The 22023-nt window shown below is 53.6% G+C and carries 18 protein-coding genes; 8 read left to right on the forward strand and 10 right to left on the reverse strand.

Annotated features, from left to right (window positions below):
• Positions 1-32 precede the first annotated feature (32 nt).
• The 8 genes from TH19_RS13530 to tpiA form a co-directional block, all read right to left on the reverse strand.
• A complete protein-coding gene (locus TH19_RS13530) occupies positions 33-1475 on the reverse strand; it encodes a pyruvate dehydrogenase complex E1 component subunit beta (RefSeq protein WP_114102885.1) in 1443 nt (480 codons plus the stop codon).
• Between the two features lie 53 nt (positions 1476-1528).
• Entirely contained in the window at positions 1529-2539 is a 1011-nt protein-coding gene (pdhA, locus tag TH19_RS13535; protein ID WP_114102886.1) for a pyruvate dehydrogenase (acetyl-transferring) E1 component subunit alpha, read from the reverse strand.
• 547 nt (positions 2540-3086) lie between these two features.
• Positions 3087-3440 carry an FtsB family cell division protein gene (locus tag TH19_RS13540; RefSeq protein WP_114102887.1) on the reverse strand — a complete coding sequence of 118 codons (354 nt, stop codon included), beginning with the start codon at positions 3438-3440 and terminating at the stop codon, positions 3087-3089.
• 344 nt (positions 3441-3784) lie between these two features.
• Positions 3785-5056: a phosphopyruvate hydratase gene (gene eno, locus TH19_RS13545; RefSeq protein WP_114102888.1), complete on the reverse strand. Its 1272-nt coding sequence runs from the start codon at positions 5054-5056 to the stop codon at positions 3785-3787.
• A gap of 101 nt (positions 5057-5157) precedes the next feature.
• Positions 5158-6015: a 3-deoxy-8-phosphooctulonate synthase gene (gene kdsA, locus TH19_RS13550; RefSeq protein ID WP_114102949.1), complete on the reverse strand. Its 858-nt coding sequence runs from the start codon at positions 6013-6015 to the stop codon at positions 5158-5160.
• Between the two features lie 62 nt (positions 6016-6077).
• Entirely contained in the window at positions 6078-7706 is a 1629-nt protein-coding gene (locus tag TH19_RS13555; protein WP_114102889.1) for a CTP synthase, read from the reverse strand.
• 125 nt (positions 7707-7831) lie between these two features.
• Positions 7832-8167, reverse strand: a complete 336-nt coding sequence (gene secG, locus TH19_RS13560; RefSeq protein WP_114102890.1) for a preprotein translocase subunit SecG — start codon at positions 8165-8167, stop codon at positions 7832-7834.
• 97 nt (positions 8168-8264) lie between these two features.
• On the reverse strand, positions 8265-9020 hold the full coding sequence (gene tpiA / locus TH19_RS13565; protein WP_114102891.1) for a triose-phosphate isomerase: 756 nt from the start codon (positions 9018-9020) through the stop codon (positions 8265-8267).
• Positions 9021-9351: 331 nt separating this feature from the next.
• Here tpiA and TH19_RS13570 point away from each other — a divergent pair, with 331 nt between their 5' ends.
• Positions 9352-11241: a SurA N-terminal domain-containing protein gene (locus TH19_RS13570; RefSeq protein ID WP_114102892.1), complete on the forward strand. Its 1890-nt coding sequence runs from the start codon at positions 9352-9354 to the stop codon at positions 11239-11241.
• Between the two features lie 84 nt (positions 11242-11325).
• A complete protein-coding gene (trpE, locus tag TH19_RS13575) occupies positions 11326-12825 on the forward strand; it encodes an anthranilate synthase component I (RefSeq protein ID WP_114102893.1) in 1500 nt (499 codons plus the stop codon).
• 76 nt (positions 12826-12901) lie between these two features.
• On the opposite strand, the gene TH19_RS13580 is transcribed toward trpE, so the two are convergent.
• Entirely contained in the window at positions 12902-14116 is a 1215-nt protein-coding gene (locus TH19_RS13580) for a divergent polysaccharide deacetylase family protein (RefSeq protein ID WP_114102894.1), read from the reverse strand.
• Positions 14117-14386: 270 nt separating this feature from the next.
• Between TH19_RS13580 and TH19_RS13585 the strand changes: the two genes are divergently transcribed.
• The 5 genes from TH19_RS13585 to lexA all read left to right on the forward strand — a co-directional run bounded on the left by TH19_RS13585 (position 14387) and on the right by lexA (position 18184).
• Positions 14387-14959: an anthranilate synthase component II gene (locus TH19_RS13585; RefSeq protein ID WP_114102950.1), complete on the forward strand. Its 573-nt coding sequence runs from the start codon at positions 14387-14389 to the stop codon at positions 14957-14959.
• Between the two features lie 33 nt (positions 14960-14992).
• Positions 14993-16027, forward strand: coding sequence for an anthranilate phosphoribosyltransferase (gene trpD, locus TH19_RS13590; RefSeq protein ID WP_114102895.1), 1035 nt, complete (start codon positions 14993-14995; stop codon positions 16025-16027).
• Positions 16024-16821, forward strand: a complete 798-nt coding sequence (gene trpC, locus TH19_RS13595; protein ID WP_114102896.1) for an indole-3-glycerol phosphate synthase TrpC — start codon at positions 16024-16026, stop codon at positions 16819-16821. The genes trpD and trpC overlap by 4 nt, the downstream gene beginning before the upstream one ends.
• Before the next feature lie 18 nt (positions 16822-16839).
• Complete coding sequence (gene moaC / locus TH19_RS13600; protein WP_114102897.1) at positions 16840-17319, forward strand: cyclic pyranopterin monophosphate synthase MoaC; 480 nt, start codon at positions 16840-16842, stop codon at positions 17317-17319.
• Positions 17320-17476: 157 nt separating this feature from the next.
• Positions 17477-18184 carry a transcriptional repressor LexA gene (gene lexA, locus TH19_RS13605; protein ID WP_114102898.1) on the forward strand — a complete coding sequence of 236 codons (708 nt, stop codon included), beginning with the start codon at positions 17477-17479 and terminating at the stop codon, positions 18182-18184.
• 98 nt (positions 18185-18282) lie between these two features.
• Here lexA and TH19_RS13610 read toward each other — a convergent pair whose 3' ends face one another.
• Positions 18283-20340 carry a ComEC/Rec2 family competence protein gene (locus TH19_RS13610; protein WP_258547957.1) on the reverse strand — a complete coding sequence of 686 codons (2058 nt, stop codon included), beginning with the start codon at positions 20338-20340 and terminating at the stop codon, positions 18283-18285.
• Positions 20341-20574: 234 nt separating this feature from the next.
• Between TH19_RS13610 and gltX the strand changes: the two genes are divergently transcribed.
• A complete protein-coding gene (gene gltX, locus TH19_RS13615) occupies positions 20575-21981 on the forward strand; it encodes a glutamate--tRNA ligase (RefSeq protein ID WP_114102900.1) in 1407 nt (468 codons plus the stop codon).
• Positions 21982-22023 lie beyond the last annotated feature (42 nt).

Below are 22023 nucleotides of genomic sequence, written 5' to 3' on the forward strand. Positions count from 1 at the left end.
TGTTACACGGCGCCTGCCCCTGTCCGTATCACTTAGCGATAGCAAACGGCCTTGGCCGCATCGACGATGTGCTGCTCTTGCGGAAGCGCAAGCGCTTCGAGATTTGCAGCATACGGCATCGGAACATCTTCGCCGGTTACACGGGCAACCGGTGCATCGAGATAGTCAAAGGCATGTTCCATGACCACGGATGCGATTTCCGAACCGATACCGGCGAAGTGCCAGCCTTCTTCACAGGTAACAAGACGGTTGGTCTTCATTACCGAGCGAATGATGGTGTTCACATCGAGCGGACGAATGGTGCGCAGGTTGATGACCTCGGCCGAGATCCCCTGCTCTGCCAGCTTTTCAGCAGCCTTAAGCGCCTTGCCAACCATGATCGAGAAAGCAACGATGGTGACATCGGTCCCTTCGCGTTCGATCTTGGCCTGACCGATCGGCAGAACGAAATCTTCGTCGTCAGGAACTTCGAAGCTCTGACCATACATGATTTCGTTTTCAAGGAAGACAATCGGGTTCGGGTCGCGGATAGCAGCCTTCAGAAGGCCTTTTGCATCTGCTGCCGACCACGGTGCAATAACCTTGAGACCCGGGCAGTGTGCATACCAGGATGCATAGCACTGGGAGTGCTGTGCGCCAACGCGGGCAGCCGCACCGTTCGGACCACGGAAGACAATCGGGCAACCCAACTGGCCACCGGACATGTAAAGCGTCTTGGCAGCAGAGTTGATGATGTGGTCGATTGCCTGCATGGCGAAGTTGAATGTCATGAATTCAACAATCGGCTTAAGGCCCATGAAGGCCGAGCCGGTCGCCAGACCGGTGAAACCGATCTCGGTGATCGGGGTATCGACGACACGTTTGTCACCGAATTCGTCCAGCAGACCCTGGGTGACTTTGTAGGCACCCTGATACTGCGCAACTTCTTCACCCATGACGAAGACGTTTTCGTCGCCGCGCATTTCTTCGGCCATTGCATCACGCAGGGCTTCACGAACGGTCTGGGTTTTGAAGCTGGTATAGGTTTTTTCGTCCTGGGTCGCGTTCATCACGCTCATGGCGCGCGGTTCTGCGTCCGAACGTTCGATTGCACCACTGGCAGCAACCGGTGCAGCAGCACTTGCCGCCGGAGCGGCTTCTGCGGCCGGAGCAGCAGGTGCCGGAGCTGCTTCTGCCGCCGGGGCCGCAGCGCCAGCCGATGCAGAAACGTTATCAAGTGCAGATGCGTCTTCGCCTTCTTCGAGGATATAGGCGATGACCGCATTTACTGCGACATTTTCGGTACCTTCGGCGATAACGATCTTGCCCACAGTACCTTCATCGACAGCTTCGACTTCCATCGTTGCTTTGTCGGTTTCGATTTCTGCGATGACGTCACCGGAGGCAATCGTATCGCCTTCCTTGACGTTCCATTTGGCAAGCGTGCCTTCGGTCATGGTCGGCGACAGGGCCGGCATCAAAACTTCAATCGGCATTGTTCCCTCTCTCCCGGGAAAAATCGGTCAAAAGCGGTTCGCGAAAGTCGCGATCACGCGTCGATCAGAATATCGGTGAACAGTTCAGAAACATCCGGTTCCGGGCTGTTCTGCGCGAATTCGGCCGCTTTTGCGACTTCGGCTTTCACTTCCTTGTCGATATCCTTAAGGCCAGCTTCGTCGATGATGTTGCCATCAATCAGCAGCTTTTTGACCATATCGATCGGGTCGTGTTCCTTGCGCATCTTGTCGAGTTCGTCCTTGGTGCGATATTTCGCAGGATCGGACATCGAGTGACCGCGATAACGGTATGTCTTGAGCTCAAGGATATAAGGGCCTTTGCCTTCGCGACAATGCGCAACGGCACGTTCACCGGCTTCCTTGACGGCCAGAACATCCATGCCGTCAACCTGTTCGCCCGGAATGCCATAGGCAACACCGCGCTGATAAAGGTCCGGGCTGGACGAGTGACGCTGGGTCGAGGTGCCCATGGCGTACTGGTTGTTCTCGATGCAATAGATCACCGGAAGCTGCCAGAGAGCGGCCATGTTGAATGCTTCATAGACCTGACCCTGGTTGACAGCACCGTCACCAAGATAGGTCAGGCAAACACGGTCTTCACCGCGATATTTGTAGTTAAAGGCAATACCGGTACCAAGCGGAACCTGACCGCCAACGATGCCGTGTCCACCATAGAAGTTCTTTTCTTTGGAGAACATGTGCATCGAGCCGCCTTTACCGCGGGAATAACCGCCTTCGCGGCCCGTCAGTTCGGCCATAACGCCGCCGGCATCCATGCCACAAGCCAGCATATGGCCATGGTCACGGTAACTGGTGATCACACCATCGTCGCCGGTAATGGCAGATTGCATGCCGACAACAACGGCTTCCTGCCCGATGTAAAGGTGGCAGAAGCCACCGATAAGACCCATGCCATACAGCTGACCGGCTTTTTCTTCAAAGCGGCGGATCAGAAGCATTTCACGGTAATATTTGAGGAGATCGTCACTGCTCGCCTGGTTGTCGGCGCGCGTAGTGGCGCGTTTGCGTTTCGTGGTCGCCATGTTTCCTCCCGGTGGATGGCTATCGCTTAAGCATCATGTATGAGCGCTTAATTCGGTACTGGACCACCGAAATGACTACCTAAAACGACCACCAAGGGCAAGCAATCAAACGCCGAATAAACTGTTGTTTTGCAACGCACAATCACAAATAAACTGCATTTAGGTTAAAATGACACAATCGGCAAATATACGGAGATCCAGCATTTTCAGTCACTTGAGGAGATACGTTGATTTTCGTTCATTCCCTTGTGTCACAAATGCTATGCTTTTATGACGATAATACCGCATAGCCGTTGACGCCCGAAAACAACCCCAAGAACGCATTCATTATCAATGCAATCAACCCGTCTCGGCAAAAAAGCAAATTTAAACCAGAAGTCAGTTTAAACAACAACTTATCCAAGCGCGTTCATTGCTGAACAAAATTCACAACCGGAAATTTTTATCATAGCCGCTCAATTCCGGCAGAATTTGATAACATTCGGCCCCTGTTGGAACAAAAGTTAATCTGCCGGATTCTCCGCCCTGTTCAAGGGGGATTTCAAAATCAGTTGGTATGGGCCGCGATGGTTGAAAGATCCTGATAACCATTGTGATGGAAGATAATCACATCATCAGGATGCGCAGCATTGAGCATGGCGCGCGCACGTTCATCGAGCAGATCAGGATCAAGATGCCCTGCCCGCAGCGATATGACATGCTGTTCAAGGTCTTTGCGCCGTTCCGAAGTTTCTTCGAGGACATTGGCAATCTCGGTCACGCGATCTTGCATTGACCAATAGGCCAGCAAACCGCGATCACCTTCCACGCTGTGGAAGATGAAATATGCCATCACTGTAAATGCGATTACCGGTGCGACTGCCTGTTTAAGGCGACGAAAGACCGGTGATGTTGACGACATTTACCCCTGCCCCTTGGCGACATCGCCATTTTGGCGACATTCCGAATCATTTCGAACCCACAACATGAAAACAACATACGTTATTTACCTTTGTTTTCTGCCACTTACAGAAGAACAAAGTCATAGCAGGCCCAAATTTACAGAACCAGTAACACAGAGATTGGTAAAAATAGAATTAAGTGACCACAGCAAGGCTGTGAAATTACGGTCATTCAGATAATTCTGATCAAGTCTTTCGGTATGGAAACAAGGGGCTATTTAGATGCGTTTCACATAAAAACAGGGCGCGCTGCCATCGCAACGCGCCCAGCAAGAAATGTCCGGTCTAAGACCGTCAAATCAAATTATTTCAGGATCGAACGACCCGGGAAGTATGCACCGGCACCCAGCAGTTCTTCGATGCGGATCAGCTGGTTGTATTTTGCCATACGGTCAGAACGCGACAGAGAGCCGGTTTTGATTTGGCCGCAATTGGTGGCAACAGCAAGGTCGGCAATGGTCGAATCTTCGGTTTCGCCCGAACGGTGCGACATGACGGCGGTATAGCCGGCACGGTGCGCCATTTCGACGGCCTCGAGAGTTTCCGACAGCGTACCGATCTGGTTGACTTTGACCAGGATCGAGTTAGCCACGCCTTTTTTGATACCATCAGAAAGACGTTTCGGGTTGGTCACGAACAGGTCATCACCAACCAGCTGGGTTTTGGCACCAATGGCCGAAGTCAGTTCAGCCCAGCCATCCCAATCGTCTTCAGCCATACCGTCTTCGATGGAGAAGATCGGGTATTTGCCAACAAGGTCGGCCCAGTATTTGACCATCTCGCTGGAATCAAGGGTTTTGCCCTCGCCCGACAGAACATATTTGCCGCCTTTGTAGAATTCGGTCGATGCGGCATCAAGAGCCAGAACGACGTCTTCTTCCGGGCGGTAGCCAGCAGCTTCGATCGACTTCATGACATAGCTGATTGCAGCTTCGGTCGATGCGATGTTCGGTGCAAAACCGCCTTCATCACCGACATTGGTGTTCAGACCATCAGCCGACAAAGCTTTTTTCAGGCTATGGAAGATTTCCGCACCCATACGGATGGCGTCGGAACCGGTCTCTGCCGATACCGGCATGATCATGAATTCCTGAACGTCAATCGGGTTGTCCGCATGTTCGCCGCCATTGATGATGTTCATCATCGGAACCGGAAGCGTACGTGCGAATGCACCACCAACATAACGGTAAAGCGGAAGGCCCGCGTCTTCGGCAGCCGCCTTGGCGGTTGCAAGCGAAACACCAAGAATGGCGTTTGCGCCCAGACGGGATTTGTTTTCGGTGCCATCAAGTTCGATCATGATGCTATCGACAGCAACCTGGTCTTCGGCATCCATGCCAACCAGAGCTTCGAAAATCTCACCATTGACCGCAGCAACTGCCTGGGTCACACCTTTGCCAAGATAGCGGTCTTCTTTGTCACGAAGCTCGACTGCTTCGTGCGCACCGGTGGATGCACCAGACGGAACGGCAGCACGACCAAAGGCGCCATTTTCCAGGGTTACATCAACTTCGACCGTCGGGTTACCACGGCTGTCAAGGATTTCGCGGCCGCGAATATCGATAATAGCGGTCATGACAGAAACGTCTCCTCACTGGTAGGAACCATGCCGTTTGTTCGGCATGAAGGTTACAGCAAAAAAGAATGCCGCCAATGACGATTGGCGGCATTTGAAAATCATGCGTCGAACATATCCAGACGAACCGGATTGGCTTTTGCCACTTTGTCCAATTCCATCAGAACCGAAAGAACTTCGGGCAATTTGTTCAACGGGATTTGGTTCGGGCCATCAGAGATGGCCGTTGCCGGATTATCGTGGGTTTCGATAAACAGTGCCGCGATACCAACCGACACGGCTGCGCGGGCCAGAACAGGCGCGAATTCGCGCTGGCCACCTGACGAGGTGCCCTGTCCGCCTGGCTGCTGGACCGAATGGGTTGCATCGAAGACAACTGGGTAGCCCTGACGGGCCATGGTGGGAAGTCCGCGGAAGTCCGTGACAAGCGTGTTGTAGCCAAAGCTGGTCCCACGGTCACAGAGCATAATATTTTCATTGCCGGTAGCGGCAAGGTTGTTGGCAACGTTAACCATGTCCCAGGGAGCCAGGAATTGGCCTTTTTTAACGTTGACCGCACGTCCGGTCTTGCCCGCTGCCTGCAACAGATCCGCCTGACGGCACAGGAATGCCGGGATCTGAAGAATGTCGGCAACTTCGGCCACGGCCGCACACTGATCTGGCAAATGCACATCGGTTACAATCGGAAGGCCGGTAACAGATTTCACTTCTGCCAGAATGTCGAGGCCTTCGGAAATACCAACGCCGCGTTTGGACGTGGTGCTGGTACGGTTGGCCTTGTCAAACGAGCTTTTGTAAACCAGTCCGATGCCAAGCCCTTCGGACAATTCCTTAAGGGCTGCGGACATTTCCAGTGCGTGCTGACGGCTTTCAATCGCGCAAGGCCCTGCCAAAACGGCAAAGGGCTTGTCATTGGCGATTTCGATGTTGCCGACTTTGACAGTTTTAATTTCGGTCATTGCGATGACTTTCATTCAAGCATGCGGCACACGGCCACGCGCGCAGTCAGACTGCGTATCGATTATACCAGACGGCTGCGCTCTTTGGCGGCCTTGATATAAGACACGAACAGCGGATGCGGATCGAGCGGACGCGAACGCAGTTCCGGGTGGAACTGAACACCGATGAACCACGGGTGATCCGGGTATTCAACGATTTCCGGCAGACGACCATCCGGCGACAGGCCCGAGAATTTAAGACCTTTTTCCTCAAGCTGCGACATGAAGTTTACGTTAACTTCATACCGGTGACGGTGACGTTCAAGAACGGTTTCACTGCCATAGATGTCACGTGCATGGGTGCCGTCAACCAGCTTGCACTCGTAATTGCCCAAACGCATGGTGCCGCCCAGATCATCTTCGCCGGTACGGCGTTCCACCGAACCACCATCCTTTGCCCATTCGGTCATCAGACCGACAAGCGGGGTTTTGGTCGGGCCGAATTCGGACGAGGATGCATCTTTCAGACCGGCAAGGTTACGGGCTGCTTCCAGAACTGCCATCTGCATACCAAAGCAGATGCCGAAATACGGAACCTTGTTTTCACGGGCATAACGTGCAGCAGCAATTTTGCCTTCTGCTCCGCGTTCACCAAAGCCACCCGGCACCATGATTGCATCAAGTTTGGACAGCATTTCGTTGACGTTGCCTTCTTTTTCCAGCTCGTCAGACGCGATCCATTCCAGATTGACACGGACCTTGTTGGCGATACCACCATGGGTCAATGCTTCGGTCAGGGACTTATAGGCATCGGGAAGCTGGATGTATTTGCCAACGATACCGATGGTGACTTCACCTTCCGGGTTACGGATGGTGTTGCAAATGTTTTCCCACGGCGCCAAATCCGGGTCCTGCGCCTGCAGGCCGAAGTGATGCAGAACTTCGCTATCAAGACCGTACTGGTGATAGCTGATCGGCACCTGATAGATATTGTCGACGTCATAGGCCGGAATAACAGCGGCTTCACGGACGTTACAGAAACGCGCAATCTTGCGGCGTTCATTGATCGGAATTTCACGATCACAACGGCACAGCAGAATATCAGGCTGGATACCAACGCTTTGCAGTTCCTTGACGGAATGCTGGGTCGGTTTGGTTTTCAGCTCACCCGCGGTCGAAATATACGGAACCAGGGTCAGATGCATGAACAACGTGCGGCCATCGCCAAGGTCGTTGCCCATCTGGCGGATCGCTTCAAGGAACGGCAGGCTTTCGATATCGCCAACCGTGCCACCGATCTCGACAAGGACAAAGTCCTCGGTCGCATCAGACTGAACGAATTCCTTGATGGCATCCGTGATATGTGGGATGACCTGAACGGTTCCGCCCAGATAATCGCCACGACGTTCACGTGCAATCACGTTTGAATAAATACGGCCAGTGGTCACGTTATCGGAACGGCGCGATGATACGCCGGTGAAACGTTCATAGTGACCAAGATCAAGATCGGTTTCGGCACCGTCTTCGGTCACATAGCATTCGCCGTGCTGGTAAGGGCTCATGGTGCCCGGATCAACGTTGATATACGGATCAAGCTTACGCAGACGAACAGTAAAGCCGCGTGCCTGTAACGAAGCACCCAAAGCAGCGGAAGCCAGGCCTTTGCCCAGCGAAGAAACAACGCCACCGGTAATAAAGATATAACGAGTCATTTCTTTGCCTCATCTCAAAGCACAAAGCCTCGGTTCAATGCCGTTTAGTGCATCACGAACCGGGGAATACAACAATCAAAAATTGAGGCGGCAAGTTTGCCGCCTCGTGTCGTCGGTTAATTTGTTTAGCGGGTCGGAGCCGCGGGCCCGGTATCCTCAGCGGGTTCAGTAACCGCCGGGGCCGAAGCCGGTGCCTGTTCCAGAATGGAAGTTGGCTTGGTGTGGCTGTTGGACTGCAATGCAAGAATGATGCTGGTGATCATGAATGCACCTGCCAGAATCGCAGTGGTACGGGTCAGGAGGTTTGCAGCGCCGCGCGAGCTCATCACGCCGAAGCCGCCGCCTCCACCGCCGCTGTTACCGCCGATACCAAGCCCACCGCCCTCGCTGCGCTGTACGAGAATCACGGCGATCAAGCCAAGCGCAAGAAGAAGGTGGATTACCAGAATGACTGTATGCATGGTCTCGAAACTCTTGTCCTAACTTCCGATCCGAACACAGTTTGGCCCGGATCGGGCATAAATTTGATGCGTATTTAACGCGTTTTATGGCTGTTGGCTAGGCGCAAGTTTCAATAATTTGCCAAAAATCTTCAACCTTGAGGCTCGCCCCGCCGACAAGTGCGCCATCGACATCTTCAAGTGCAAGCAATTCTGCCGCATTGGACGGTTTGACCGAACCACCATAAAGAATGCGGAATTCGTTACCGTCTTCAAAGCGTTTGACAAGTTCGGCACGGATTGCGGTGTGAACTTCGGCAACTTCTTCGACACTTGCTGTGCGGCCAGTGCCAATTGCCCAGACCGGCTCATAGGCGACCACGGTGTTCTTTGCAGTCGCGCCGTCCGGGACAGAAACAGCCACCTGCCCGTTCACAACAGAGAGGGTCGCACCAAGATCGCGTTCCTGTTCGGTTTCGCCAACACAGACGACCGCAAACAGGCCCGCATCATGTGCAGCAATGGCCTTGCGGCGAATATCGGTCGAGCTTTCACTATGATCGGCGCGACGCTCGGAATGACCAACCAGAACATAACCGGCACCAATATCAGCCAGCATCGGAGCAGCGATATCACCGGTATGTGCGCCCGAGGTCGCAACATGGCAATCCTGTCCGCCAACAGCAACAGCACTATCCTTCGTGACACCAACAACTTCTGACAACAAAGTTGCTGGCGGACATACCAGCACATCACACCCAAGCTGACCCTTTTCAGAAGCCTTTGCAGCCAGACCGGACGCCAGTGCAAGACCGTCTGCGCGCAAACAGTTCATTTTCCAGTTTCCGGCAATCAGGGGACGGCGTTGGGTCATGTCAAAGTACCTCGTGCTGATCATGTTCAGACAATCTTGTTTTCAAACAGCACCTTAACTTTACCAGACTGGCCGTTACGAACTGTTACAAGATCAATTTCGATGCGGCTTTTAGCATGTCCACCGCATGGGGCCAAGTACCGGAAAGCACGCGATCATGCATTTCGTTTGGTATTGCAATGATCTTCTATGCAATCGGCTGTTGCCGCTGCTACGTCTCGCCATTAAGATGCCCGGCAATTTCGTCGGGATTTACGTCCAGTGACGACCATAATTAAAAGCTGTCGATACATTATATCGACACCAAACCACGAATTGTTAGGCTTATCATATGCTTGCTGGCATTCGCACATTTTCGAAATCAATCTTTGCCAAGATCATCTTTGGCGTGATTGCTCTGAGCTTCGTGATCTGGGGCCTGAACGCATCGATGCTTAATCTTGGCACGTCGCGTGAAGTTGCCGAAATCGGCAGCCAGAAAATTACCCCGATTGAACTGGACCGCGCCTTCCAGCGCAGCGTGCAGAATATGCGAAATGTATTCGGCCCGAATTTCAACCAGCAACAGGCCATCCAGATGGGCCTTCTGAACAATACGGTGCAGTCGCTCGTATCTCAGAAAGTGCTGCGTGAAGACGCCAAGGACATGGGGATTGGCATCAGCGACGATAAAGTCCGCGATACCATCTTCACATCGGACAATTTCAAGGACCCGACCACCGGCCAGTTCAGCCGTGACCGTTTCCTTCAGGCGCTTTACACCGCAGGTTACACCGAACAGGAATTCATCGAAGGCGTTCGTGGCGATCTGATGAGCCAGCAGGTTGTCGGCAGCCTGACCGGCACCGCTGCCGTTCCGGAAATGATGGCAAAGCAGATTGTTGCCTATCGCAAGGAACAGCGTAGCGGTTCTTTCTTTGCGCTGAATGCTGCCGGCTTTGAAAATATTGCCGTTGCCGATGATGCGACCCTTCGTAAATTCCACGAAGAAAACGCTGCACAGTTCACGGCACCGGAAAGCCGTGATGTGACCCTGGCAACGCTGAGTGCATCGGATGTGATTTCGACCATTGCGGTTACCGACGAAGAAATCGCCGAATCCTACAAGCAGCGTGAAGCTGAATTCCAAACCCCGGAAAAGCGTGCCGTCGAGCAGATCCTGTTCGCACCGAATGACGAACAGTCCGCGCATGAAGCCTATAAAAAGCTTCAGGAAGGTGCCGACTTCATGGCAATCGCCAAAGAAGCGGGCATGGATGAATCGATGGTCAAGCTTGGCGAATTCACCGCCAACGACATTCTGCCTGATCTGAGTGCCGCGACCTTCGCCCTGTCTGAAGGTGGCGTTTCCGAGCCGGTTGAAACTGCACTTGGGTGGCACATCCTGCGCGTCAGCTCGATTACCCCGGGCAGCACCCAGTCAATTGACGAAGTTCGCGACATCCTTGTTGAAGGCTTGAAGCAGTTCAAAGCCGAAGACGCTATTTATGATCTTGCCGCCTCGTTCGACGAGGAACTTGGTGCAGGTACTTCTATCGAAGATGCCGCACGTGACGTTGGCGCCAAGACCTATAAGCTGAACGGTGTTGTCCGTGGCGAAGGTCTTTACGGCGAAGCAATTGACGGTGCCGATGAAATCAATGCGAAGATCTTTGAACTTGGTAACGGTGAAGAGAGCTTCCTTGAAGAAACCGGTTCCGGCACGCGCTATGTTCTGCGTGTTGAGAACGTAACCCCGTCGGCCCTGCGTCCGTTCGAAGATGTTCGCGATGACGTGGTTGCGGCCTGGACTGCGGACGAGCGTCAGAAACAGATGATGGCCAAGGCCGAAGAACTGGCAAACAATGTCAATTCAGGTTCCGACATTGCAACGCTTGCACTTGATGATGCTGCGTCGCTTAAGGAAACCGGCCTGACCAAACGTACCGGTCAGGGTCTTGGCAATGATGTTAATCCGTCTGTTGCAGCCGCCCTCTTCACCCTTGAAGCTGGCAAGGCAAAGGCAATCCAGACCGGCGAAGAAATCCTGGTTGTCCGTCTTGATGACATCAAGCTTGCAGATGCGCAGACCGCAGATGCATCCTCGATCAATGACGAGCTGAAATCCGCAATCAACGAAGATATCCTTTCGCAATATCTTGGTTATCTGCGCGATGAAATCTCGGTGACGGTCAACAACACCGTCATCAACGGGCTTTATGCCCCGACAGCGACAAACTGATACCAGCACAAAGGGCGACCGGTTAATCCGGTCGCCCTTTTCTTTTTATAAAAGCCGATCACCAGACCAACATTTGGATAGACCATGGAAATCAAACCGGATTTCAACAGCTTCAAGCAAAATTACGAAAACGGCATATCGCAGGTTCTTTGGACCTCCTTGACCGCCGATCTCGATACGCCGGTATCGGCGTTCCTCAAGATCGCCGAAGGCATGCCGAACACCTATTTGCTTGAATCTGTTGAAGGTGGTGCTGTTCGCGGCCGTTATTCATTTCTGGGCCTGAAACCTGACCTGATATGGCGATGCTTTGGGACCAAGGCGGAACTCAACCGTCGTGCCATGGCCGATGCAGATGCCTTTGAGAACGAGGCTGACGCACCACTCGACAGTTTGAAAAAACTGATTGCGGAAAGCTATATCGAATTGCCCGACAACCTGCCGCCCATGAGTGCTGGTCTGGTCGGCTATATGGGCTATGACACCGTTCGTCTGATGGAAAAGCTTCCTGACAGCAACCATGACGAACTGGGCGTTCCCGACGGAATTTTTATCCGCCCGACCGTCACGGCAAGCTTTGACACCATTGAAGATACTGTAACCGTCGTCACCCCGGTCCGCCCGGAAGATGGCATTGATGCCAATGCCGCCTATGATCTGGCCTGCGCGCGCCTGAATGATGTGGTGATGCAGTTTCAGCGCAACCTGTTCATCGACCGTCGGTCCAAATCCGTGCCCGACACCCTTCCCGACCCGAAAGTCAGCGTTGATGAGGTTGGATTTTATGACATGGTTGACAAGGCCAAGGAATATATCCGCGCGGGCGACATTTTTCAGGTTGTGCTGTCTCAGCGTTATACGCTGCCCTATCAGTTGCCGCCATTTGCCTTTTATCGGGCGCTGCGCCGGATCAATCCGTCGCCCTTCATGTTCTATCTTGATATTGGCGGCTTTCAGGTTGTCGGGGCCAGCCCGGAAATTCTGGTCCGCCTGCGTGACGGCGAAGTCACCATTCGTCCGATTGCCGGTACACGTCGGCGCGGCAAAACGCCCGAAGACGATAAAGTCATGGCCCAGGACCTGTTGGACGACCCCAAGGAACGCTCGGAACATCTGATGTTGCTTGATCTTGGCCGCAATGATGTTGGTCGTGTTTCCAAACCGGGAACCGTTCGCGTTACAGACCGCGAACAGATCGAATACTACTCCCACGTCATGCATATTGTTTCCAACGTGGTCGGTCAGATTGATGAAACAAAATATGACGCCATGGACGCGCTTAAGGCGGGTTTCCCGGCAGGCACCGTTTCGGGTGCCCCAAAAGTTCGTGCGATGGAAATCATCGATGAACTGGAATCGGTTCGGCGTGGCATTTATGCCGGATGTATCGGCTATATCTCGGCCGATGGATCAATGGATACCTGCATTGCGCTGCGTACGGCCGTGATCAAGGACGAGAAAATCCATATTCAGGCCGGTGCCGGTATCGTCGTCGACAGCAAACCGGAACTGGAACACAAGGAATGCCGTAACAAGGCCGGTGCCCTGATGGCGGCAGCACGCGAAGCATATCGGTTTGCCTGATCAATCTTCGGGATCAGATTGAAAAGGGCCGCAATCATCTGCGGCCCTTTTGCTTTAATGTCGACGTACCAGACAATCAGCCGGTAACACTTTGCGAAGACCGGCGCAAAATATCGGTCACAGGCACAAGAACAAATCCGCGCGCCTCGATTTCGGGAATCCATTTGCGAAGCGCGCTAATCGTCAGATCGCGCGGATGGCCGATTGCAATCGCATAACCCTGCTTGGCAGCAACCCGTTCAGTACGTTCCAGCATTTCGGCGATCTTGGTGGCATCATCCGCATCATCAATAAAGACATCGCGTGTAATGGCGGGCACCCCGAACTGGTTCGCCGTCGAATAGCCGACCGACTTCGCACTTGTTCGCGAATCAAGGAACAGCAGCCCGCGTGATTTCATAACTTCCATGACGATTTGCATGCGTTCGGGATCGGCGGTGAATTTGCTGCCCATATGGTTATTCACCCCGACATAACCGTCAAAGCGATCCAGCATCCAGTTCATCTCGCTGAGAATCTTTTGTCGATCAAAGTCTGCGAACAAGGCATGCGGGCCCGGATCGACCGACTTTGATGACGGCTCCATCGGCATATGCAACATGACTTCATGCCCGGCCTTGCGCGCAGCATTGACTTGCGGCTGTAAATCGCGGGCATAGGGCAAATATGAAATCGTGATCGGACCGGGTAGCTCCGTCGTGCGTGCCGTGCGTGGCTGATCAAGGCCCGCATCATCAATCACAATCGCAATTACCGGCTTTTGCCCGGCATCGGGGGCAAGGGCTGCATATTTGCGCCATGGCACATCGTTTCCCCCTGGTGCGACGGTTGTCGCCGGGCTATCGCTTCCGCTATCGCCGGGAAGAATTTCCTGTTTTGGCCGCGATGGCGGGGGTGTTCCAACAAAATCGGACAAATTTTGTCCACCCTGCCCCGGATCGACGCTTTGACGGCCGTTTTCATCAATCAGATACCCTGTCCGTCCCTCCATCGCAGGTGGCGGCGTTTTCGGTAGCTGATAATCCTTGCGCAGCATCGGCTTGTGTTCCGGTTCTGCCAATGCGTAGTCAGGCGCACGCTGATCGGATGTGCGGCCAAATTCATCGGATGCACGATCAAGTTCAAGCATGCTGCCAACAGCAATGATGGCCGATAATGTACCCGCCACAAATGCACCGCCCAGCATCAGGCGGCCAATACCACCCGATTTCTTTTTCGGTGCAGTTTTCTTTCGGCTGGATTTCTTGGGTGCCGCCTTTTTACGTTTGGCGGTCGTTGCCCGGCGTGCCACGCGGTGGTCTCCAGTATCGTTTGCTGGGTCGCTCGTAGGCGCTGTACGCTTGGGCGTACAGTTCCTTCCCATATGGTGATTATAGACCGATCATGTCGGTTATTGTTGGGATGTTTTAAAACGATGCTGGTTAGCACCCGGTTAAGAGATCATCCCGACATTGGAACAAGACAACCTGCTGTAGGAAAAAACCCTTACTCTGCTTCCGCTTGACGTAGCGGCAAGGGCGTTTATTCTCTGCCGACCTTCAGATGTATGGGCGCCTTTCCGATGTATCTACTCATCGATAATTACGACAGCTTCACATTCAATTTGTGGCATTATCTGCGCGAACTCGGCCCCGAGGTCGAAGTGCGCCGCAATGATGAACTTTCCGTTGAAGAGGCCCTTGCCCTCAAACCTGAAGGCATCGTGATTTCGCCCGGCCCCTGTGACCCGGAGCGTGCCGGTATCTGCCTTGATCTGATCAAGGCAGCAGCAGGCAAGGTCAAGCTTCTTGGGGTTTGTCTTGGCCATCAGTCCATCGGACAGGCCTTTGGTGGCAAGGTGGTGCGTGCGCCCCATTGCATGCATGGCAAGACCGATGCCATGAAGCATTCCGGTACAAGCGTTTTTGCAGGCCTTCCCAGCCCGTTCGAGGCGACGCGTTATCATTCTTTGGTGATCGAGCGCGAAACTTTGCCTGACAGCCTTGAAATCACGGCCGAAAGCGAAGATGGTCTGATCATGGGTGTCCGGCACAAGACCCATCAAATCCACGGGGTTCAGTTCCATCCTGAAAGCATTGCTTCGGAACATGGCCACGCATTGTTAAAGAATTTTATCGACTATACCGGCGCGTAAAACCGCACCGGACCGTAAACCGAGGAAACCCGAATGCCGACTGATAATGATCTGAAGCCAATCTTGGCCAAAGTCGCTGATGGTGAAAAACTGACCGAAAGCATGGCCGAACAGGCCTTTAACGTGCTGATGTCCGGTCAGGCCACCCCGTCGCAGATGGGGGCTTTCCTTATGGGGTTGCGTATCCGCGGTGAAACGATTGACGAAATCACCGGTGCGGCACGTGTCATGCGCGAAAAGGCAACCGGCATCGTTGCCCCGGAAAATGCGGTTGATACCTGCGGTACGGGTGGTGATGGCAGTGGAACGTTTAATATTTCAACCGGTGCCGCGATTGTTGCGGCCGCGGCAGGTGCTGTTGTTGCCAAGCACGGCAACCGCGCCGCATCGTCGAAATCGGGTTCTGCCGATGTTTTGATGGCACTTGGTGTCAATCTTGATGCCGATATGAAGCTGCTGGAAAAAGCGCTTCGTGAAATTGGTCTGTGCTTTATGATGGCAACCCGCCACCATTCCGCGATGCGTCACGTGATGCCAACCCGCGTTGAAATGGGTACACGTACCATCTTTAACCTGCTGGGACCACTGGCCAACCCGGCAAAGACCAAACGCCAGGTTCTTGGTGTGTTTGCCAAGGAATGGGTTGAACCGGTTGCCCATGTGCTTAATCGCCTTGGATCGGTTCATGCCTGGGTCGTGCATGGTCATAGCGGTCTTGATGAAATCTCGACCACCGGTCCGACTTTGGTTGCCGAAGTAAAGGGCGGCAATGTCACGACCTTTGAAATTACCCCGGCTGATTTCGGGTTTGAGACCGCAACCCTTGACGACCTTAAGGGCGGCGATGCGGATGTAAATGCCAAAGCCATTCTTGATCTTCTGGCAGCAAAAAAGAGTCCCTATCGCGACATCGTTCTGATGAATGCCGGTGCGGCCCTTGTTGTCACGGGTGTCGCAACCGATCTTGCCGATGGCATCAAAAAGGCAGCAGAAGCAATTGACAGCGGCAAGGCAGCAGAAACCCTGCAAGGTCTTGTCACGATTACCAACGAAGGAAACGCGGCGTGAGTGACGTTCTTCAAAAAATCTGTGATGACAAACGTGACCATGTTGCGGCCTGCAAGGCGCGCAAAAGCCTTGCTACACTTGAAGCAGAGGCAAAAGCGCAATCCGCACCGCGCGGCTTTATCAATGCCCTTGAAACAAGTGTTGCCAGTGGCCGTTATGGCCTGATTGCCGAAATCAAGAAGGCATCCCCGTCCAAGGGCCTGATCCGCCCGGATTTCAATCCGCCGGAACTGGCAAAGGCCTATCAGGCTGGCGGTGCAAGCTGCCTTTCGGTTTTGACCGATATTCCCTATTTCCAAGGCGATGACAGCTATCTGGTGGCGGCACGTGCGGCTGTTGACCTTCCGGCATTGCGCAAGGATTTCATGGTTGATCCCTATCAGATCACCGAAGCACGTGCATTGGGGGCTGATTGCATCCTTTTGATCATGGCAGCCCTTGAAGACGAACTTGCCGCCGAGCTTGAAGACGCGGCACACAGCCTTGGCATGGATGTTCTGATCGAAGTACACAATGCGCCGGAACTTGAACGTGCGCTGAAACTGAAATCACGACTGGTCGGGGTTAATAACCGTAACCTCAAGACCATGGAAATTTCGCTGACCACAACCGAGGAACTTGCCGGTATGGTCGATAGTGATCGTCTTCTGGTCGCCGAAAGCGGCCTGTTCACCCCCGAAGACCTGGCCCGTATGTCCAAGGTCGGTGCGCAATGCTTCCTGATTGGTGAAAGCCTGATGCGTCAGGATGACGTCACAGCCGCCACCCGCAATCTTCTGGGCCTTGCGGCCTGATTAACGACAGATAAAACAATGGCAGACCAACTTTCCCATATTGATGCTGGCGGCAATGCCGTGATGGTGGATATATCGGCCAAGGCCGATACCACCCGTATTGCCATCGCCAAGGCGCGGGTTCTGATGTCCGCACAAACGGCACAGCTGATTGCGGATCGTGGTCACAAAAAGGGCGATGTTCTTGGCATCGCCCAGCTTGCCGGGATCATGGGGGCAAAAAAGACGCCGGACCTGATCCCGCTTTGTCATCCCCTGCCCCTGACATCGGTTACGGTTGACCTTGAACTGGCCGATGATGTTGACGGTGTCGATATCACAGCAACATGCAAGACCACCGGTAAAACCGGGGTCGAGATGGAGGCACTGACTGCGGCATCGGTTGCTGCCCTGACCGTGTTCGACATGTGCAAGGCGGTTGACAAGGCCATGCAGATCACCGACATCCGCGTCACCCACAAGGAAGGCGGAAAGTCCGGCACCTATACCGCCGATTGATCCACACAGCTCTGTTTGAGGCCCCGTTTCAGGGCATTGATTTCCGGTAATCAGTCCCGGCGGACGGTTTTTACACGCGCATGCTTGACCGCACAGAAGAACTAAAGTAGAACATTTATGTATCCTTTTTGTTCTTACTACAGGTTCGGGAAATATCATGCTGACGCGCAAGCAATATGAGTTGCTGGTCTATATTGACAATCACCTTCGCGATCACGGCATTTCGCCCTCTTTCGATGAAATGAAAGAGGCCCTGAACCTTAAATCCAAATCCGGCATTCACCGCCTTATCACCGGGCTTGAGGAACGCGGCTTTATCCGCCGCCTTGCACACCGCGCCCGTGCCTTGGAAGTCATCCGGCTTCCTGAAAACAGCGATGATGATGCGCCGGAAACCCCGAACAACGTCACATCGATTGCCAGCGCACGCAAGGCGCCCCATCGCACGGCCACCGTACCCACCGCCTTTGCTGAAACCGGCGAAGCCATTTCGCTTCCGCTTTATGGTCGCATTGCCGCAGGTACACCGATCGAGGCGCTGCGCGATCAAAGCACGATGGTTCAGGTACCAGCCGCCCTTTTGGGATCGGGTGATCACTATGCGCTTGAGGTGTCGGGTGATTCAATGATCGAGGCAGGTATTCTTGACGGGGATACAGTCCTGATCCAGCGCTGCGAGCAGGCCCATGACGGCACAATTGTTGTCGCCCTTGTCGATGACAGCGAAGCCACCCTTAAGCGCCTTAAGCGCGGACGCGGTGAAGTTCTTCTGGAACCGGCCAATGCCCGCTATGAAACCCGTGCCCTGTCACCGGATCGTGTACGCATTCAGGGGCGTCTGGTCGGGCTTTTGCGCCAGTATTAAGCATCCCCAAATTAACGACACAAAATCGCCCGGTGCCCTGCATTCGGGCGATTTTGTTTTGGGATGCACTTTATCACCACATGACAGGAACTGGCAGATCAGTGGCTGTCACGTCCGGCCTTTCCACCGATCACAATCCAAGGCCAGTGCCCCGACGTTTCACGCACAGTTTCCAGTTCAGTGTGATCCGTGGTGATCTTTTCCGCATCGAAGGCAACGCCGCCCTGCCACCATAAAACATCATCATCAATCATCGTCCCCGTCCCGGCCTTGCGGCAGGTCTGGCGTGGCAAATCGGTTTTGAGCGTGACCACAACATCGGCATTGCGACAGGCGTAAAACGGGTTGGTCAGCTTGCTTGCAATGATGATGCGCGTTTGCAGGAGTTCCGAACCAACAGACAAAAGGCACGGATCGGTTTTGCAGACCTGCACCCTTTGATCTTTATCCTCGGGCCGGATGCCAAAACGGCCCATCCAGATCGATTTTTGGAAATCTCCGACACCATCGGAGATATGCAGGATTCCCGTATCTTTATCAAAAACTGCCCAGCTTTCCTGATCCCCAGCCACCAGCACGTTTGGCGTCCTTTGGTTCAGATATGTCATTCCGGCAAACACGATAAGCGGCAAGGCCAAACCAAGTGCGACCTGATCACGCCAGACCATAGCCCAGGCAAGTGCAAACATCAGGCAGGCTACAGCACCAAATCCAAGCCCGGAAACATACCAAAGCCCCCATTCCTGGGCAGCCACCATCGCGGCCGTTTCAATCAGCAGTGACAGCCCCGGCTTCATCAGTGCCAAAACCCACCCGGCCAAACCGAACGGCATTAAGGCAAGTGCCAGGACAATCAATGGCATCACCCAGAATGCCATCACCGGAATAGCAATCAGGTTGGCAAACACACCCAACATCGAAATACGCCCGAAATGAAACCCGATGATGGGGGCCGTAACCGCCGTCACGATCACACCGGTGATCAGCAATCCGACAACATAGTAGAAAACACGTTCATACCACGGGTGCATTCCCCGCCGATCCAGCCATCGGCGTCCCGGTCCTTCATAAAACGCGACCAGCGCGCCGACAGCGGCAAAGGAAAGCTGAAAACTGGCGCCAAGAATGGCGTCCGGGCGCAAGACCAATACCGCCACAGCCGCAACACCAACCAGCCGCAACGAAATCGCCCGTCGATCCAGCAACAAGGCAATCCAGACCACCAGCAGCATGACAAAGGCACGCTGTGTCGGCACAGTGGCCCCCGACAGGCCAAGGTAAATCAAACCGGCCAGTGCCGCGATCACGGCCGCCCATTTCTTGACCGGGTATCGCAGGGCAATGAATGGCAATGCGGCAAAGCCCAGTCGGACCAGAAAGAACACAGTCCCGCATAGCAATCCCATATGCAGACCCGAAATTGCCAACAGATGCGCCAGCCCGGACTTGCGCAAATCCTCGGCAATTTCAGGTGTGACTTCACCGCGTTCACCAATGATCAGAGCCTTGGCTATTCCGGCTTCCGGCATACTTAAATATTGATCAATCGACTTTGAAACAGATTGACGCATTTTCTCAACAAACGACCATAAGTCGCTGCGTTCAAAGGATGATGCAGACTTTAAAACCTCGAACTGACGCCCAAAGGCAAAGCCGGTTGCCCCTATGCCGCTGAAATACAGATTGCGGGCAAAGTCGGGATCATCCGGCACGGATGGCGGGCGCAACGGAAACAACCGCGCACGGACACGAACTTGATCACCAATGGCAAATTCAGCATCCCCCAAGAAGCTTAGTCTGACCTTCCAAACCAGCTGGTCAGGGGACAAACCATCTATCCTTGAAGGTTGAAGTGTTACGCGAAGTCGGCTTCCCCGGGGTTCGAGGTTCGTCACTGTGCCTTCGATTTCTGTTGAATAGAGGGTCTTGGTCAGAATGGATTTCGGTCCAAGTTCCATATGCACGGCACTGATAAACGCCCCCGCCATCAGGCTTGCCGCCAACTGCAGGGCAAATGCCAGCATGGCAAACCGGCGCACCATCCAGAAAGCACTGAGCAAAAGAATCACAGCAACGGCATTTTTGGAAACACCGATACGCGCAGGAAGCAAGAAATACAGTGCACAGCCCAACCCAAAGAAGAGAACAGAGGACAAGAACCACTTATTTCTTTGGCTTGTAACAACAAAATTGACTTGCGAGAAAAACCACACAAGCCATTGTTTTAATTCACTTCCTGCAAACGTATTACGACGAATGTCCAATAGCCTGCCTTAAGGTAAGTTTCTATCTAACATCGGCTGTGGTGCAACAGCGTGTCATTTGTGCTATAGCCTGCACGCCAAAAGTCCATACGACAAGCAACAACATCCAGATAACGGATAGATTGAATGACGGTTGTTACCCGTTTTGCCCCGTCCCCGACCGGGTATTTACATATCGGCGGCGCACGCACCGCCCTTTATAACTGGCTTTATGCCAAGCACACCGGCGGCAAGTTCTTGCTGCGCATCGAAGACACAGACCGCGAACGTTCAACGCCCGAGGCCGTAGAAGCCATTTTTGACGGCTTGAACTGGCTTGGCCTGACCGCTGACGAGGAGCCGACTTTCCAGTTCGCCCGTCGCGACCGCCATGCAGAAGTCGCCCAACAACTTCTTGATGCCGGCAAAGCATACCTTTGCTACTGCACGCCAGAAGAACTGACCGAAATGCGCGAGAAAGCCCGCGCCGAAGGCCGCCCGATGAAATATGACGGCACCTGGCGCGATCGTGACCCGTCCGAGGCCCCTGCCGGCGTCAAACCGGTGGTACGTCTTAAAGCGCCGCAAGAAGGCGATGAAGTCATCAATGATCAGGTTCAGGGCGAAGTTCGCGTTGCCAATGAACAGCTTGATGATTACGTCATTCTGCGTGGTGACGGCACGCCGACCTATATGCTTTCGGTCGTAGTTGATGACCATGATATGGGTGTCACCAATGTCATCCGTGGCGATGACCATCTGACCAACGCCTTCCGCCAGAAAGCACTTTATGACGCAATGGGTTGGGATGTTCCGACCTTTGCCCATATCCCGCTTATTCATGGCCCGGATGGTGCAAAGCTTTCGAAACGTCACGGCGCGCTGGGCGTTGATGCCTATCGCGACGAGATGGGATTCCTTCCGGAAGCCGTGAACAACTACTTGCTGCGTCTTGGCTGGGGTCATGGTGACGATGAAGTCATCTCCCAGGAGCAGGCAATCGAGTGGTTTGATGTCAAGGATGTTGGCAAAGGCGCGTCGCGTTTTGACTTCGCAAAGCTGACAAACCTGAACGGGATTTACCTTCGTCAGGCTGATGATAAACGGCTTGTAGACGAGATTTCTCAACGGGTTGCAACCATTGTTGGTATTGATGCAATTGATGCAGCGCAAAAAGAAATCTTGATCAATGGCATGTCAGGCCTTAAAGAAAGGGCCAAGACACTTATCGAGCTTGCCGAATCTTCGGCCTTCTATGTAACGGACGGTGTGGCGTCGGTTAACGAGAAAGCTCAGTCCCTGATTGATAGCGCACCTGAAGGTCTGTTTGCAGAACTGGCCAACAGCCTTGAAGCGCTTGATAGCTGGACCGAAGAGAGCGTAGACGCAAGTGTCCGTGCAACTGCCGAGAAACTTGATCTCAAACTCGGAAAAGTTGCGCAGCCCTTGCGCGCCGTGCTCACCGGCTCTAATTCTTCACCGGGCATCTTCGAAGTAATGATCGTGCTTGGCAAAGAGCAAACGCTGAAACGCATTCGACATTTCGGTGCATAACAACAGCGAATTATAAAAAACTAATAGTCTGTTTGCGCTTAA

This window comes from Thalassospira profundimaris, from assembly GCF_003326675.1.
GTDB lineage: Bacteria > Pseudomonadota > Alphaproteobacteria > Rhodospirillales > Thalassospiraceae > Thalassospira > Thalassospira aquimaris.